The organism is Heyndrickxia oleronia (assembly GCF_017809215.1).
Lineage (GTDB): Bacteria > Bacillota > Bacilli > Bacillales > Bacillaceae_C > Heyndrickxia > Heyndrickxia oleronia.
The window spans coordinates 2974878-2992475 of the sequence record NZ_CP065424.1; the positions used below are offsets into that span (position 1 = coordinate 2974878).

At 35.0% G+C, this 17598-nt stretch carries 13 protein-coding genes and 1 pseudogene; 3 read left to right on the plus strand and 11 right to left on the minus strand.

Features of this window, described 5'->3' with window-relative positions:
- Positions 1 to 23: 23 nt before the first annotated feature.
- Together I5818_RS14915 and I5818_RS14920 are read right to left on the minus strand one after the other, a co-directional pair.
- Complete coding sequence (locus tag I5818_RS14915) at positions 24 to 1232, minus strand: MFS transporter (RefSeq protein WP_078111006.1); 1209 nt, start codon at positions 1230 to 1232, stop codon at positions 24 to 26.
- 338 nt (positions 1233 to 1570) lie between these two features.
- The gene (locus I5818_RS14920; protein WP_078111007.1) at positions 1571 to 2008 is read right to left on the minus strand and encodes a VOC family protein; all 438 of its coding nucleotides are present in this window, start codon (positions 2006 to 2008) and stop codon (positions 1571 to 1573) included.
- A 255-nt stretch (positions 2009 to 2263) separates the two neighbouring features.
- Between I5818_RS14920 and I5818_RS14925 the strand changes: the two genes are divergently transcribed.
- Both I5818_RS14925 and I5818_RS14930 read left to right on the plus strand, forming a co-directional pair.
- Positions 2264 to 3106: a sialate O-acetylesterase gene (locus I5818_RS14925; protein ID WP_078111008.1), complete on the plus strand. Its 843-nt coding sequence runs from the start codon at positions 2264 to 2266 to the stop codon at positions 3104 to 3106.
- Positions 3103 to 3642: a PadR family transcriptional regulator gene (locus I5818_RS14930; protein WP_078111009.1), complete on the plus strand. Its 540-nt coding sequence runs from the start codon at positions 3103 to 3105 to the stop codon at positions 3640 to 3642. The genes I5818_RS14925 and I5818_RS14930 overlap by 4 nt, the downstream gene beginning before the upstream one ends.
- A gap of 630 nt (positions 3643 to 4272) precedes the next feature.
- Here I5818_RS14930 and I5818_RS14935 read toward each other — a convergent pair.
- Positions 4273 to 5223: a 2-hydroxyacid dehydrogenase family protein gene (locus tag I5818_RS14935; protein ID WP_058003858.1), complete on the minus strand. Its 951-nt coding sequence runs from the start codon at positions 5221 to 5223 to the stop codon at positions 4273 to 4275.
- Positions 5224 to 5550: 327 nt separating this feature from the next.
- Here I5818_RS14935 and I5818_RS14940 point away from each other — a divergent pair.
- A pseudogene (locus tag I5818_RS14940) lies at positions 5551 to 5921 on the plus strand (isochorismatase family protein).
- 296 nt (positions 5922 to 6217) lie between these two features.
- Here the strand turns inward: I5818_RS14940 and argH are convergent.
- The 8 genes from argH to argJ all read right to left on the minus strand — a co-directional run bounded on the left by argH (position 6218) and on the right by argJ (position 17591).
- Positions 6218 to 7588: an argininosuccinate lyase gene (gene argH, locus I5818_RS14945; RefSeq protein ID WP_058003857.1), complete on the minus strand. Its 1371-nt coding sequence runs from the start codon at positions 7586 to 7588 to the stop codon at positions 6218 to 6220.
- Between the two features lie 123 nt (positions 7589 to 7711).
- Positions 7712 to 8941 carry an argininosuccinate synthase gene (locus I5818_RS14950; RefSeq protein ID WP_078111104.1) on the minus strand — a complete coding sequence of 410 codons (1230 nt, stop codon included), beginning with the start codon at positions 8939 to 8941 and terminating at the stop codon, positions 7712 to 7714.
- 175 nt (positions 8942 to 9116) lie between these two features.
- Positions 9117 to 10082 (minus strand): ornithine carbamoyltransferase, encoded by a 966-nt coding sequence (gene argF / locus I5818_RS14955; protein ID WP_078111105.1) that lies wholly within the window; start codon positions 10080 to 10082, stop codon positions 9117 to 9119.
- Between the two features lie 15 nt (positions 10083 to 10097).
- Positions 10098 to 13298 carry a carbamoyl-phosphate synthase (glutamine-hydrolyzing) large subunit gene (gene carB, locus I5818_RS14960; protein ID WP_078111106.1) on the minus strand — a complete coding sequence of 1067 codons (3201 nt, stop codon included), beginning with the start codon at positions 13296 to 13298 and terminating at the stop codon, positions 10098 to 10100.
- On the minus strand, positions 13285 to 14361 hold the full coding sequence (locus I5818_RS14965) for a carbamoyl phosphate synthase small subunit (RefSeq protein WP_078111107.1): 1077 nt from the start codon (positions 14359 to 14361) through the stop codon (positions 13285 to 13287). Before I5818_RS14965 ends, carB begins: the two co-directional genes overlap by 14 nt.
- Positions 14358 to 15560, minus strand: a complete 1203-nt coding sequence (locus I5818_RS14970) for an acetylornithine transaminase (RefSeq protein WP_078111108.1) — start codon at positions 15558 to 15560, stop codon at positions 14358 to 14360. The genes I5818_RS14965 and I5818_RS14970 overlap by 4 nt, the downstream gene beginning before the upstream one ends.
- A complete protein-coding gene (argB, locus tag I5818_RS14975; RefSeq protein ID WP_078111110.1) occupies positions 15542 to 16336 on the minus strand; it encodes an acetylglutamate kinase in 795 nt (264 codons plus the stop codon). Before argB ends, I5818_RS14970 begins: the two co-directional genes overlap by 19 nt.
- 13 nt (positions 16337 to 16349) lie before the next feature.
- On the minus strand, positions 16350 to 17591 hold the full coding sequence (gene argJ / locus I5818_RS14980; RefSeq protein ID WP_078111109.1) for a bifunctional ornithine acetyltransferase/N-acetylglutamate synthase: 1242 nt from the start codon (positions 17589 to 17591) through the stop codon (positions 16350 to 16352).
- Positions 17592 to 17598: the final 7 nt, after the last annotated feature.

A 17598-nucleotide genomic window follows, 5' to 3' on the forward strand; every position in this document is an offset into this window, starting at 1 on the left:
TAACAAAATCCTTCTTTAATAAATTATTGTTGTTCAACATTTGTAACAAACAATTGCTTATTTTTATGAACAATTGAACCTACTACTGCAATTAATAGTCCTGAGATCATAAATACAGTTCTAATTCCCAACAAATCTGCTAATATTCCCATAATTAGAGAACTAATACCAAAAATTCCAGTTCCAATGGCACCTAATGAGGTATAAACGGTTGCCAACTGTTCTTTTGATACACTGGTTTGTATAACAGTTTGTTGTGGAATATTTTTTATTTGCCCAAATAGTCCTATTCCAAGAGATAAAAGCAACGCAAAAATTGGAATACTGTTTAAGCTAAACAATATTGTAATTAAGGAACTTCCGAATGAACCAACAAAAATAAAAGTACCCAAATTTTTCTCAATAATAGAGGGGTATTTAATACAATAAACGCTTCCTAATATCAAGCCTAAAAAGAATGTACCATTAATAAAACCCCACCATTTTTCGTCAACATTTAAAGCATCATTGACAAACACATATAAAATAGCAGCTATCCAAACAGTTCCTGCAATTGTTTCGAAAAAGTCTATCCAAGCAATCCTTCTTAATACTGGCGTGTTAGATAAAGTTTTCCATCCCTCTTTAATCTGCTCTAGTTTCCTTTTAGGCTCAGTTGTTTTGTGTATTACACTTTCTATAAGACAAAGTAAGACGCTTGCGATTATGAATAAACCTCCAACTAGCCAAACCAGTTGTTGAGGACTCATAAAAATTAGAAATAAACTTCCTATGAACCACATAACTGCTTGTATAACCTGTGTAACTGTTTCTGCTATTCCATTAGCTTGAATTAAAGATTCAGGTTTAACATAGTGAGGAATCAGAGTCTGTCTTATTGGATTTGCACATCCATCAAGAAAAGCGATCCACCCTATGATGAAAAAGATTAAATAGTAATTTGAGACTGTTATTCCAACTAACATAAATCCTAGAATAAAAAGCAAAATAGTTTTTCCGATTTGTGATCCAGCCAATAACCATTTAAGATTTACTTTACCAACCAAAAGAGGTGTTAACAGACTAGATATAAACATTGAGGTAGTAATCGTAAATGGCACAAATGATGATACAGTTGCCGAACCTGTTAAAACAAAAATTGCACTTATAACACTGACCGTATATAATACATCGCCAATATTAGCGAGAGATTGACCAAGTAGTAATAAAGAAAAATTTTTATTCAATTTCATTTTGTATCCCCCAATAGTAGAATTGAATCTTGTCTTGATTAGGGGGAATTTTAAATTGGACTGTTCATTAATTTTTTACTCCTTCCATATATCAGATAAATCTGGGGGATTAGATTTATCGCCATTTTTTTCATCTCACTTATATGAATTTTAGCACAATTAAAACACTTGATAGAAATTTATTTTTGGATTGCCTTACCTTATCCCTTATCCACTCTTATTGAAGTATAGTGCCCTTTTCTTCAATAAGAAAAGAGCATCCCTTGTTAAAGAATGCCCTCGATAGTTTAAAATCTTTAAAGTTGGTGAACTAAATCATTTAATACCCCATTCAATATTTATCTGATTTTCTCCGCCAACTCTAAAATAATTCCCTCTGGACCACGAACGTAGCATAACTTATAACTTGCTTCATATTGCTTTATTTCACTAAAGATTTCCGTGCCATTCTTTTTCAATTTTGCAACAATAGATTCAATATCTTCAACAGCAAAGCAAATATGTCGGATACCCAGCGTATTTGCAAAAGGTGGTTGAATATCTTTTTCATCTGACGGCGTATAAAATTTGACTAGCTCTATCCATGCCTCACCATCTGGCATGCCCAATCCTACACATGCCGTTTTAACATTATTAAGCCCAACTATTCTGTCCAACAGTTCTCCATCCATTTCCCATTCCGCTCGCACTTCAAGTCCTAAATTAAGAAAAAAAGCTTTAGCCTCTGATAGATCATTTACGTTTATACTCACATGATCTATTCTATTGATTTTCATATCTCATACCTCCTATGTTCCTATTTAAAGTAATTATCTTTATTTTATAAAAGAAAATTTGACCTTATTAGTGCTGCTCAATATTTTCTTTCAGTAGTTATTAAAACGCTGACAGTTCTATATTAATTCATAATTAAAATTTACTAGAAATAGCGAGTTGACGATAGTCTAATTAGACTCTATAATATTGAAGTCTAATTAGACTCTATAATATTGAAGTCTAATTAGACTATTATGTAAAGGATTGAAAATTAAATGATAAAATCTTTTTTAATGTTAGGGCAATCAAATATGGCAGGTCGTGGATTCTTGCATGAGGTAGAACCTATCTATAATGAAAAAATAAAAATGCTTCGCAACGGTCAGTGGCAAATGATGACAGAACCGATTAATTATGACCGCCCTGTTGCTGGTGTAAGTCTAGCAGCATCTTTTGCACAGGCATGGTCGAATGCCAACCCGGATGAAGAAATTGGTTTGATTCCTTGTGCGGAAGGTGGCAGTTCCTTGAACGATTGGCATCCGCAGGGTACTCTTTTTCAACATGCTTTATCTGAAGCTCGATTTGCTCTTGAAACTAGTAAAATTTGTGGCATACTTTGGCATCAAGGTGAAAGTGATAGCAATAATTCTCTACATAAAACGTATTATGAAAAGTTATCTCTTATCATTGAAACTTTACGTAAAGAATTATACCTTCAAAATGTCCCATTAATCATTGGTGAGCTTGGTGATTTTTTAGGAAAATCGGGTTTTGGAAAGTACTCACCTGAGTTTCAAGAAATCAACGACCAATTACGTCGATTCGCTCATGAACAGCAAAATTGTTATTTTGTATCGGCAAAAGGGCTAACTGCCAATCCGGATGGTATTCATTTGAACGCTGTTTCCCAACGAAAATTCGGTTATCGCTACTTCGAAGCATTTTCGAAAAAGTGTCATATCTTAGAGCCTCTTTCGGATGAAAATCAATCACTAAAAATAAACAATAACTATTCGAAAACTGAACAAATTTATATTCACAGTATGAATTTGGCTCTAGGTAAAATCACATACGCTGAATTTGAAGCACAAATGGCGAAGGTGATGCACCCTTGATTCCCTTACTTATCCTTGGCTTACTTATTCAAAACCCTGGCACTCATGGATACGAACTATTAAGTTTAATGGAAAAACGACATTATAAATATATCGTTAACTTCACTAAAGGATCATTTTATTACAATTTGCAACAACTTGAAGAAAAAGGTTTGATTGAACAAACACATCAAATACGTCCAAACAATGGTCGTGAAATTCACACCTATAAAATCACGTCTTTAGGAATAGAAGAATTCGAAAAATTAATGGCCAAATATGGGACTAAATCCGAGTATGTAAACTTGCAATTCTATGGCGCATTACTCTTTGCAGATGAATTCGATAAAAATAAATTATTAGAATTAATCCAATCACAAATTGATCAAACTGAAGCCAGAATTGCTCTTCTCGATGAATACCTAACTATCACTAAAGAATTGCCGGGTAAAATTGATTATTTTCGTCGCATGAACGAAAATTCTCGTTCACACCATTTAGTGAACTTAAAATGGTTTAAAGAATTGAAGGCCGACATAGAAGAAGCTACTGTGTAAATACAAACTAAAAATCCCGTATCAATATTACTTAGTAAAATTGATACGGGATTTTTAATGTAATCTTTTGTAGTGAATTCCTACCATCTCCACCAATTGTTCCATTACGGTCTAAGAACACTCCAATCACAATGATTTACCACCTTTCACTCAAAATTCAACTTTTGCTTTAACTATTCTGCTTCTTTTCTACAAAAAACCATATACTTTTTTCTCCTTGTACTGAACCATATTTATTTAAGAATTAGAAACTTTTAATGCCTCGTTTATTATATGAATAGATAGTTCATGATCATTTAAAACGTATTGAATTTCTTCAGGTTCTACTCAAATTCGTGTAATAGTTTCGTTTTCTCGAAGAAAAGGAAGTATTTTTTATATCTACAAATGTCATTACTTCAATCATTAAAGAAATACTCAAACATTTTTTCTAACGTGTGCCTTTTATTTGTAAATGAGGTCATACATGAGGTCTCAAAATCAAAAAAGTACACCACTATTTATTAGTGATGTACTGGAATTTGATAATATGTGCAGACATTAAAGACAAGTTACTGTTATTTATATGGAAGCGTGCATTTATTTATCTTTAATTTTACAAAGTATAATAGTTTTTTTAGAAATCTTCACTTATACCGGAGTAATCGGATTGTCACCTGATAAAACATTAGTAATGTTTTTAACAGCCAATTTGGCCATCGCATCACGTGCTTCAATCGTTGCATTTCCGATATGTGGTGTTAAGACAACATTTTTTAACGTTTTAAGTTCTTCCGTAATTTTCGGCTCAAATTCAAATACATCTAATGCAGCACCTGCAATTTGACCTTCTTTCAGAGCCTTAACTAAATCTTCCTCATGAACAACCGGTCCCCTGGATGCATTAATTAAAAAGGCATCTTTTTTCATTTTTTGAATGACGTCTAATGTAATTAAATGATGGGTTTCTTTATTATACGGTGAGTGAACAGATACATAATCCGATTGTTGAATAAGCTCTTCGAAAGATACAAAGGATGCATTTAACTCTTTTTCTATTGCTTCATCCTTACGTCGGGGTCCTGTATATAGTATCTTCATCCCAAATGCTTTAGCTTTTCTCGCGACTGCCTGTCCGATACTACCAAAACCAATGATTCCCAATGTCTTCTCGCTTAATCCCCTTCCAAGGAAAAATAAAGGAGCCCATCCGTTAAAACCTTCTGTGCGACAGAGCTGATCCCCTTCAGGTATTCTTCTTGAAATTGCTAACATCAACCCAATTGACAATTCTGCTGTTGCGTCTGTAGAGACATCAGGAGTATTAGATACAAATATATTTTTTTCCTTTGCATACTGAACATCAATATTGTTAAATCCTGCACCAAAATTAGCAATAATTTTTAAATTAGGTGCCGAATCAATTACCTTTCGTGTAACAGGAGTAGATAATGGACATAAAAGTGCATCTTTATCGGCAATCCTCTCCGCTAATTCTTCCTCAGTTATTAGTTTCTCCCCATAGTACACATCAATTTCATGATCTTTTAAAAGTTGGTACCCGATCTCAGGGATTTCTCCAGATATAAATATTTTTGCCATTTAAATCACCTTCAATTAATTTTCACTCAAGTTTTTTAACGGAAAATCTAGCCACAATATGTTTAACCTAAACATATGTAAGTAAACATCCATTGAAAAACAAACTATGTATTTATTATATGTCTTTTTCTATCATATCACACATTGGGAGAGGAATATAAGAAAGTGGATTACATCTATGGTAATAATAATAAAGTTTTAATTTAAGTCATTTTAATCTATATAAACAGTACATAGCACATAACTTAGATGTCGTTATGAAATAGATCTACCCAAAATAATTAAAATATCATCTAAGATAATGGGTAGAAAACGAAAAAGAGGGTCATGAATACTGCCTTATTAGTCATAGATGTACAAATCGGTTCTTTTTTGGAGAAAAGACCCTTATATAAAAGTGATTTATTAAACAATATTCATTTCCTTATTAAAATGGCCCGTATTGAGAAATTCCCGGTTATTTTTACTAAACATAATGGAAAAGTAGGAACAATCAGAAGGGGAAGCCAGGATGGGAGATTCATCCTTTCCTCCTTCCACTTTGTCGAGAAGATATGATAATTGAAAAAGATTTTCCCGATTCCTTCCAAAAAACTCATCTTCAACAACAATTAGTAGACAATCAAGTAGGGAGAATTATTATAACAGGAAATCAATCAGAAATTTGTGTAGATGCTTACATGCAGGCGTGCATTTAGCTTGGGTTATGTTGTCATTTTTGTCGAGGATAGCCATAGTACATGCGATTCTGATATTTTAAAAGCCTGCCAAATAATCAATCACCATAACAATATACATTACCAATGGTTTGCTAAGGTAAAAAAATAAAGATGTTTTCTCTTGGTTTTTTCAATTAAATCATGTCTTTTTTCATGGAAACAAACATTAAACAACTATTAACTTTTCCAATCACGACAGATAAAAAAGAACATAAAAATAGAGTCAGTATCAAAAAAGGCTCCACCGAAATATTGGTAAGCCTTTTTTCATTAAGCTATAATTTCTTTTCAGCTAGAACAATTTGTTGTTGTACTTGCTCTTTTGAAGTACCACCAAAACTATTTCTTGCCTCAACAACATGTGTAGGATGTAATACATCAAAAATATCTTTCTCAAACAATGGACTAAAAGATTGATACTCTTCAAATGATAAGTCAAGCAGGTATTTACCATGTTGAATACCATATAATACAATTTTACCAATCACCTCATGAGCTTGGCGAAACGGTAGACCCTTTGTCACTAAATAATCAGCTATATCCGTTGCATTTGAATAATCTGTAGCTACTGCAGCGTACATTTTTTCTGTATTTACGGTCATTGTTTCAATCATTGGCGCTAATAAACGTAAAGATCCATTTAGTGTCTCGACTGTATCTAGCATTCCTTCTTTATCCTCTTGCATATCTTTGTTATAGGCTAATGGCAATCCTTTCAACACGGTCAATAAGCCGATTAAATTGCCATATACACGCCCTGTTTTTCCACGTAATAATTCTGGAACATCTGGGTTTTTCTTTTGTGGCATAATACTTGAACCTGTACAGAATGAATCATCTAATTCAATAAATTGAAATTCTTGGCTAGACCAAATGATTAATTCTTCTGATATACGAGAGATATGGGTCATCATAATGGATGCAATTGATAAGAATTCTAATATAAAATCACGATCACTTACTGCATCTAAACTATTAGGATATACTGTTTCGAACCCCAATAGTTCTGCTGACCGATTTCGATTGATTGGGAAGGTAGTACCTGCTAAAGCCCCTGCACCAAGTGGAGACCAATTAATTCTTTTTAAACTATCTTTTAATCTTTCCTTATCTCTTTCAAACATCCAAAAATAAGCAAGTAAATGATGGGAAAATAAAATAGGCTGAGCCCTTTGCAAATGTGTGTATCCTGGCATAATCGTATCAACATTTTTTTTTGCCTGTTCAAGCAATGAAGCTTGAACATGTCCCACCCAATCTATTAATTCATAAGTTTGTTTTTTTAAATAAAGATGCATATCCGTTGCAACCTGGTCATTTCGACTTCTGCCGGTATGTAATTTACCGCCAACTGGACCAATTTCATCAATTAGCATTTTTTCAATATTCATATGAATATCTTCATCTGAAACGGAAAATTGTACCTCTTTATTCAGTATCTTTGTTTCGATTTTTTTTAAGCCTTCCTTAATTAATTCAACATCATCCATCGGAAGTATCTCACATTCGCCAAGCATTTGTACATGTGCGATACTTCCTTCAATATCCTCTAATGCAAGTTTTTGATCAAAAGATATGGATGCTGTAAATTGTTCTACTAATTCATTCGTTTGTTTTGTAAAACGTCCGCCCCAAAGCTTACTCATACCTATTCCTCCTGCGAAAAATTCCTATAGTGCTTCTTAATAAAGAAAAAAGGGACGGAGCATCGCTAAATTTTGTTAGCTTGACACAGCTCACGCCGCCTTGAATTAAACTAAATTAATTAATCATTTTGTCGAAAGTAGATTTTGCTCTTTATTGGTTTTTGATTGGATTTCTGAATAAACTTTAGTAGGTAAGCCCCATAGTTTAATGAAACCAACAGCTGCATTATGATCAAACGCATCACCTTTTGAATAAGTGGCTAATTCCTCATTATATAAGCTAAATGGCGACTGACGACCAACCACAACATGAGTCCCTTTGAAAAGTTTGATACGAACCTTCCCTGTCACTGTCCCTTGTGTTTCTTCTATGAATGCGTCGATAGCCGGCTTTAATGGTGAGTACCATAAACCTTCATAGATCATTTTTGCTAATTGTTGCTCCACAGTTGTTTTAAATTGTGTTACTTCTCTTGGCAGTGTTAGAAATTCTAATTCTTTATGTGCATTAATTAATAAAATGGCTGCAGGATTTTCGTACACTTCACGAGATTTTATTCCAACTAGACGATTTTCGATATGATCTATTCTACCAATTCCATGTTTCCCAGCTAGTTCATTTAATGTTTCTATTAACTCAACAACTCCCATCTCTTGATCATTAATAGCTACTGGAATCCCTTTATCAAAAGAAATTTCTATATACTCGGCTACATCCGGTGTTTTTTCAATTGGATTTGTCCATGCAAACGCCTCTTCCGGCGCTTCATTCCAAGGGTTTTCTAAAACTCCCGCTTCACAAGCTCTTCCCCAAATGTTCGCATCGATTGAAAATGGATTATCTAAATCTATTGGAATCGGAATTCCGTGTTTCTCTGCATATTCAATTTCTTCATCACGCGTCATACCCCACTCACGTACAGGGGCTACCACTTTTAATGAAGGATTTAATGCCTGAATGGATACTTCGAAACGGACTTGATCATTCCCTTTTCCAGTACAGCCATGTGCAACTGCAACTGCGCCTTCTTCTTCCGCAATTTGAACTAATAATTTCGAAATCAATGGACGACTTAATGCTGAGGATAAAGGGTATTTGCCTTCATATAATGTATTCGCTTTTAAAGTTGGTAAAATATATTCATTTGCTAATAGTTCTTTCCCATCAATCATCACCGCTTTAATTGCCCCTACATTAAGTGCTTTTTGGCGAATCGCCTCTAAATCCTTTCCTTCCCCAACATCAATACCTAAAGCTATCACATCGTATCCATACTTTTCTTGTAACCATTTAATAGAAACAGATGTATCTAAACCACCTGAATATGCTAGAACTATCTTTTCTTTTGACATGTTATTCGCTCCTTTACCTAAGAAAGGGATTGGATCATTAATCCTTTACTGAAAATTTTCGTTTGCTCCCTTAATATCCCTTTAATTAACTGATGAAAACGATTAGCGCCTTCAATTTATTTTGTATAAATAATTATAAACATGTATTTTTATTCATGTCAATCAAAAAAATATATTATCCTAATAAATCTTTTAAAATAGCTTTTTGAGCATGAAGACGATTCTCTGCTTCATCAAATACCACCGAATGTTCACCATCAATTATTGACGATGTTACTTCCTCTTCACGGTGTGCAGGTAAACAGTGTAGGAAAATATAATCATTCTTTGCATAACTGCATAATGATTCATTCACTTGATAATCTTGTAAATCAAATAATCTTTTTTTAGCCTCATGTTCCTGGCCCATACTTGCAAATACATCAGTTACCACAACATCTGCATCTTTAATCATTTTAATGGGATCTGAATCAACCTCAATTTTGCTACCAATTTTTTTCGCTTCTTCCTTTGCCTTTAAGAAAATCGCTTCATCCGGTTCATATCCTTTAGGACAAGCAATGGAAATATTCATTCCTACCTTTACAGCTCCTTCTATTAATGAATGGCACATGTTATTATTTGCATCGCCGGAAAAACACATTTTTAAGCCTGTTAGCTTCCCTTTATGTTCATAGATCGTTAATAAGTCAGAGAGTACCTGGACAGGATGATGCTTGTCAGTTAAACCATTAATAATAGGAATTGATGCATATTTTGCAAATTCCTCGATTATTTCATGTTTCGTAGTTCGAATCATTAGACCATCAACATATCTTGACATAACCTTAGCAGTATCATGTATGGACTCACCTCTCCCAAGTTGGAGATCCTTTGAACTTAGAAAAATTGCTTCGCCACCTAATTGCAACATTCCTACTTCAAAAGAAATTCGAGTACGTGTAGATGATTTTTCAAAAATCATTCCTAGAACTTTCCCTTGTAGAATTTGGTTACTGACTCCAGCTTTTTGAAGTTTTTTTATTTTTATAGCATCATCAAGTAGTGCGAAAATTTCCTCTCTCGAATGTTCACCTATAGTTAAAAAGTCCTTACTTGATAAAATATGCTTACTTTCTAATATATTCATAACTTTTGACATTACTATTCTTCCTTTCTATTTAGTATTCACAAGATGGTATTTATATTCAGCAATGGATCGAATCCTAGAATGATTCGTGCCCATTATAGATAAAAATGCTTTAAATGTATCGAGTGATGTAAATAATGGGACTCCATGAATTATCGTACTTTCCATAAGAAAACTACCCATCGTTATTTGTTCTTTTCCTTTTGTAGGAATAACTAAAGCACAAGCTAGTGAATGATCATGAAAAATCATTTTTATTTCATCCATACAGTTTACCACTTTGATCGTCTTTAGCCCTTTACCCTCAAGTGCATGAGCAGTTCCTTTTGTGGCAATTACCTGGACATTACTATCAGTGATTTGTTCAATTAATGACAGTAGATTATTTTTTTCTCGATCTGCTACTGAACAAAATATAGTTTGTGGACCTTTACTAAATCTCCTCCCTTCACCAAGCACTTTATATAATGCTTCATTCACATTCTCTCCTAATCCTAGAATCTCACCAGTCGATTTCATCTCTGGTCCCAATATCGGGTTTACATTCTTCAATTTATTGGAGGAAAATATCGGAAGTTTTATAGCCGTAAACGGTATTTCTGGTGCCAATCCTGTTTCCTTTAATAATGTACCGAATTGTACTGCAATACTTAAATCTATCATTGGAACACCCGATATTTTGCTCAAAATAGGAACTGTTCTTGACGCTCGGGGATTGACTTCTAGACAATATATTTTTTCATCATCAATGACAAATTGGAAATTAGCTATGCCAATAATTCCTACCTCGGCACAAATTCTTTTCGTATAATCTATCAATTTTTCCTTTATATCATTTGCTAGATTTATAGGAGGGTAAATACTCATACTATCACCAGAATGAACACCTGCTTTTTCAATATGCTCGAAGATTCCCGGTACATAGACATCTTTTCCATCAGATATACAATCAAGTTCACATTCTAATCCAGGGATGTATTGATCGACTAGCAATGGCCATAATCTTTCATCCATATATGTTAGAGATTCTATATATGTATCGAGTTCATCAGGTTCATAAATGATTGACATTGATTGACCACCAATTACATATGAAGGTCTAACGACTACGGGAAATCCCAATCGTTCTGTAGCTACTTTTAATTCTGCTCTGTTTAATGCAATGCCTCCATTAATATGTGGGATATTTAATTTATTTAGTAATTGGTAAAATTTCTTCCTATCTTCTAGAAAATTAATGGCCTCTACAGAAGTTCCAAATAGTGTAATACCTGCATTTTTTAGTTCTTCCGCGACATTAATAGCTGTTTGACCACCAAATTGAATAAATACACCTTCTGGATTTTCCTTTTCAATAATATGGAGAATATCCTCAATTGTTAGTGGCTCAAAGTAAAGTTTATCAGCAATTGAGAAATCAGTACTTACCGTTTCAGGATTATTATTTACAACGATGGTTTCATATCCTTGTTTTTTTAACGCTAGAACAGCATGAACACTGCAATAATCAAATTCGATTCCCTGCCCAATACGAATAGGACCAGATCCAATGATCAACACCTTTCTCCGGTTTGAAACCTTCACCTCATCCACACCGCGCCAAGTTGAATAATAGTACGGGGTTTCTGCTTCAAATTCTCCTGCACAAGTATCAACCAATTTATAGGAAGGTATTAAGCTACATCTCTTTCTTCTATTCATTAATTCCTTTTCACTACAGCTTAATAAATCCGCTAGATGCTTATCACTCATATTCATTAATTTCGCTTTTTTTAACACTTCATAAGGAAGTTCTACAATGGAGAATTCCTTTATACTTTCCTCGAAATCAACCATTCTTTGGATTTTCTTCAAGAACCATGTATCCACATTTGTTAATTCATGTATACTATTTACCTTAAACCCTCTCCGGAATGCCTCTGCAATTGCAAATAAGCGAAGATCAGTAGCTTCTATTAAATGACACCGTAACTCTTCGATTGATAGATTTTTCACTAATGGATGGGATAATCCATTCACATTGTATTCTAATGATCTCAATCCTTTGTTTAATGCTCCTTCAAAACTACGTTCAATCGCCATTGTTTCTCCTGTTGCTTTCATTTGAGTCCCTAATTTATGGTCTGCCTCTGGGAATTTATCGAATGGGAATCGTGGTAATTTAACAACCACATAATCTAGAGCTGGCTCAAAGGAAGCAAAAGTAGTACCTGTCACAGGGTTCTTCATCTCATCTAAGTGATAGCCAATTGCAATTTTTGCTGCAACTCTAGCAATCGGATAACCCGTTGCTTTTGAAGCGAGTGCGGAAGATCGGCTTACCCTTGGATTAACTTCGATGATGTAGTATTGATTGGAAAAAGGATCTAAGGCGAATTGAATATTACATCCCCCTATAACCCCTAATGATCGTATAACCTTCAATGATGCATTACGAAGCATCTGGTATTGTAAATCGGATAATGTTTGGGAAGGTGCCACCACTATCGAGTCTCCTGTATGAACACCAACTGGATCGAAGTTCTCCATATTACATACAATGATACAAGTGTCATTTTCATCTCTTACTACTTCGTACTCTATCTCCTTCCATCCTTTAATACTTCTTTCAACTAATACTTGGTGAATTGGACTTTGTGATAATCCCCTTTTTAATAAAGTTTCATACTCTACCTGATTTTCTGCAAAGCCTCCACCCGAACCACCTAACGTATAGGCCGGTCGTATGATTAGTGGAAAACCGACTTCCTTCGCAAATTGAATTCCCTCATCAGAAGTATGAACGATCCTTGACTCGGGAATAGGTTCACCTATTTCTAGCATTAAATCTCTAAATTTTTCTCTGTCCTCGCCCTTTTTAATGGCTTCTACTGAAGTACCCAAAAGCGTTACATCATATTTTCCTAAAATTCCTTTTTCATCCAACTGCATGGTAAGATTTAGTCCTGTTTGCCCACCAAGAGTTCCAATGATTCCGTCGGGTTGTTCCTTTTTAATAATTTCTTCAACAACATCAATCGTCATAGGTTCCATATAGATATAATCAGCAATATGTTCATCTGTCATAATTGTTGCAGGATTATTGTTTAATAAGATAACTTCGATTCCTTCTTCCTTCAGTGCTAAACACGCTTGCGTCCCTGCATAATCAAATTCTGCTGCTTGCCCGATGACAATGGGACCTGATCCAATTACAAGTACCTTATGAATATTTTTATACAATGGCATTTTTCATTACCCCTAAATGATTATTAACCTGCTTGAAAAACTCATAAAAAATAAATTCCGTATCCTGGGGTCCAGGATGCGCTTCTGGGTGGAATTGCACCGTTAGAATAGGAAGTTTTCGATGTTTAAGTCCCTCTATGGTTCCATCATTTACATGCTTAAATGAAACAAAAAACTGACTTTCATCAATGGAATCATCAACAACAACATAGCCATGATTTTGAGATGTAATAAACACTTTACCAGTCATTAAATCTTTCACAGGATGGTTGGCACCACGATGACCAAATGGCAATTTTTTTGTTTGTGCCCCGTAGGATAGGGCAATTAATTGATGACCTAAGCAAATCCCTATTGTTGGATAGCTTTCTGTAAGTAACCTTATCTTGTTTAATTCATCTGCCAGTACCATTGGATCACCTGGTCCATTACTAATAACAATTCCATCTGGAGATAATGCACTTATTTGTTCGAATGAATAAAAATACGGTACGATACTTACTTTACAATTAGATTCACATAAAAAGTGTAAAATAGACTTTTTATAACCGAAATCCAAAAGAACGATATGGGGTCCCGGATTTTCATAAGTAATTACTTCTTGACATGCAACCCTATCAACTAAGGATAATTCTTTTGAAAACGCTAATTGCACCTCTTGTTGTTCAGTAATCATTGCATTCACTGTTCCCCTTTTTCGAATCGTCTGGACCAATGATCTCGTATCTACGTTTGTTAAACATGGAATATTATATTTATTCACTGTTTCAATCGCAGTTTCTTTCAATTGATAATGACTTGGCTCCGAGCAGATTTCACTAGTTATAATACCACTAACATGTACAGAGGAACTTTCGTTGTTCTCCAGATTGATTCCATAATTACCGATTAAAGGGTAGGAAAAAACAACTATTTGTCCTGTATAGGAAGGATCAGTCATAATCTCTTGATAACCAGTCATACTTGTATTAAAAACAATTTCACCATAAATAGGAGTATCTTCTCCAACTAATTGTCCGGGGAAAACTTCTCCCGTTTCAAGAATGAGATATGCTGTTTTCATTGCGCATCTCCCTCCATTTCAATTAGTACTTTCGTAAAACTGGATAAGAACAAATTTATTTCTTCATTCGTGATCGTTAATGGCGGCAATATACGAATAACATTAGGGCCAGCTGATAGTAATAACAGCTTTTCTTTTCTTGCAATTTCAATTGCCTTTGCTGCATCACTATTAATAACTACACCAATTAAAAAACCCCTACCGCGCACCTCCTCGATCATAGGATATTTTTCCATTAAGCCTTTAAGCCCTAGACATAGCTCCTGTATTTGTCGCTCACATTTTTCAAGAATATTCATGGTTTGGAATGCTTCAAGGGTAGCAGTTCCAGCAACCACTGCAAGAGGATTACCGCCAAACGTACTTCCATGTGTACCTGGAGTAAAAGCCAATGCGATATTGCGTTTTGCTAGCATTGCTCCAATTGGAAATCCGGATCCTAATCCTTTCGCCAGCGTCATAATATCTGGTTCAATTCCATATTGTTCATAAGCAAAAAGCGTTCCTGTACGCCCCATTCCTGTTTGGATTTCATCAACCATTAATAGAATATTTTGTTCTTTGCATATTACTGCTAACTCCTGGATCCACTCTTTTTTTGCCGGAATGACCCCGCCTTCCCCTTGAACTATTTCAATTAATACAGCACAGGGATTGATCTCTTTTAACTGTTTTAATGATGTATCCTCATTAAATGGCAAGTAATTAAATCCTGGCATCAGGGGTTCAAACCCTTTTTGAATCTTTTTCTGACCAGTCGCTGATAAAGTTGCTAGTGTACGACCGTGAAAAGATTGCGTAAAAGTAACAATTTCTGTTGACTGTTTATGAGCTATATTTTTCGCATAAATTCGTGCAAGCTTGATGGCTGCTTCATTCGCTTCCGCTCCACTATTACAGAAAAACACTTCATCAAAACAACTCACATCTGATAATAATTGAGCTAATTTTTCCTGCGGATCAATTTGATATAAATTAGAGCAATGCCAAATTTGGTCTAATTGATTCATCAGTGCATTTTTAACTAAATCAGGCACATGTCCTAAGTTACAAGTAGCAATTCCTGATGTGAAATCTAAATATTTCTTACCGTCTATATCCCAAACAAAGCTACCTTTCCCCTTTGCTAGTTTGATTGGAGCGCGTTGGTATGTTTTCATTAAGTGGGATCCCGGCGTGTTTATTGTGATATTTTGCATGTAATGTCCTCCATAATTTTTGTTCCAATTGGCATTCCATTAATGAGATTAATCAAACCATTTTCGTCTAAGCCATTTATGATAACGACTTCCTCAACGCCTGACCGAAGACACTCCAATGCAGCTTGTGCTTTCGGAATCATGCCTCCACTAATGGTTTCATCCTTCAATAATTCCTCTACTTCCGAAATAGATACTTGACTTAGTACCTGCCCATTTTTCAATATTCCCGGAACATCTGATACCATATATAATGGGGCACATAATGCTTTTGCAATAGCTGCCGCCGCAATATCTCCATTAATATTCCAACGCTGTCCATCACCATCGATAGCAATTGGTGATATAACTGGTATAGCCCCTTCTTCTGCGAGCAATTTTACGAACCGTGGGTTAACGGATTCAATTTTACCTACATAACCTAACTCACTTGTAGAACTTATAGGTTTTCCAACTAGTAACATCCCATCTACACCACTCAACCCAAATGCCATCCCTCCGGCTGCAATTATTTGTCGTACGATTGATTTATTTACTGAGCCTGAAAGGACCATTTCTACAATATTAAGTACTTCATTAGAAGTAACACGTAATCCTTTGTGAAAAGTTGAATGAATCTCTAATTGAGTAAGTAGTTGAGTAATATTGGGTCCGCCACCATGTACGATGATCGGTTTTAAATGTTGATCCTTCATTAGTGACACGATATTCTCAAAAAATGATATAGGCAATTGCTCCAAAATACTCCCGCCACATTTAATCACCAGATACCCCATTTTTCTCCCTCTTTCATGTTCGATATGAAGCATTAATTTTCACATAATCATATGTCAAGTCACACCCCCATGCAGTTGCTTTACCACCTCCACAATATAAATCGGCAAATATTTGAATGACCTCATTTTGTTGTAGGTAATGTTTAGCTTCAGCTTCACTAAATGGAAAAGGTAGACCTTTTTCAATCACTGTAAATGGTCCAAGCCTTACTTTGAGATGTTCAGGGTTTAACTGTGCCCCACTATACCCGATTGCAGCAATAATTCTTCCCCAGTTCGGGTCCTCACCAAAAACAGCAGTCTTTACCAAATTCGAACCAATGATGGACTTAGCAACTTTTTTGGCATCTTCACATGAGGATGCACCTTGTACTTGAACCTCTATTAACTTTGTTGCTCCTTCCCCATCCTTGGCGATTTGTTTTGCTAAGGAACGACATACCATTTCTAGTCCTTCCATAAACAACTGCCATTGCGGATGTAAAATGGATAATTCTTGATGATTTGCCTGTTGATTAGCTAATAGGAGAACCATATCATTTGTACTCGTATCCCCATCTACTGTGATCATATTAAAGGTTTTATCTACTACCTGCTTTAAAGCAATTTGAAGATCAGCTTCTTTTACTACCGCATCAGTAGTAATAAATCCTAGCATGGTTGCCATATTAGGATGAATCATTCCTGAACCCTTTGCTGTACCACCAATCGTTACTGTTTTTCCATCTATTTGTAGTTGTACACAGACATGTTTTGAAAACGTATCTGTCGTTAATATTGCTTTTTCAAATTCACTTGGGTCATTTTGTCTTTGTATATCACCAATTTCAGAAATACCACTTTTAATTTTTTCCATTGGTAATTGTTCCCCAATTACCCCTGTAGAACTGACTGCGACTAAGTATTCTTGAATATTCATTTGTTCAGCAAAAAGCTTTCGCATTTCATAGGCGTTTGAAAGTCCTTGATTTCCTGTGCATGCATTCGCAATCCCTGAATTGACTATTACTCCTTGGATTTTTTGCGACTTTTCAATCCCCTCCTTCGTTACAATTAATGGAGGTGCTTGAAACTGATTAGTTGTATAAACACATGCTGCAGTTGCAGGTACGACCGAGTACAACCAGCCTAGATCTAATTTTTTTCTTTTTATTCCACAGTGTAGACCCCCTGCAAAGAATCCTGCAGGTGTTGTGATACTACCATTTTCCACCACTCGAATTTCTTCATTTATTATTTGTTCAATACTATTCATTTTTACC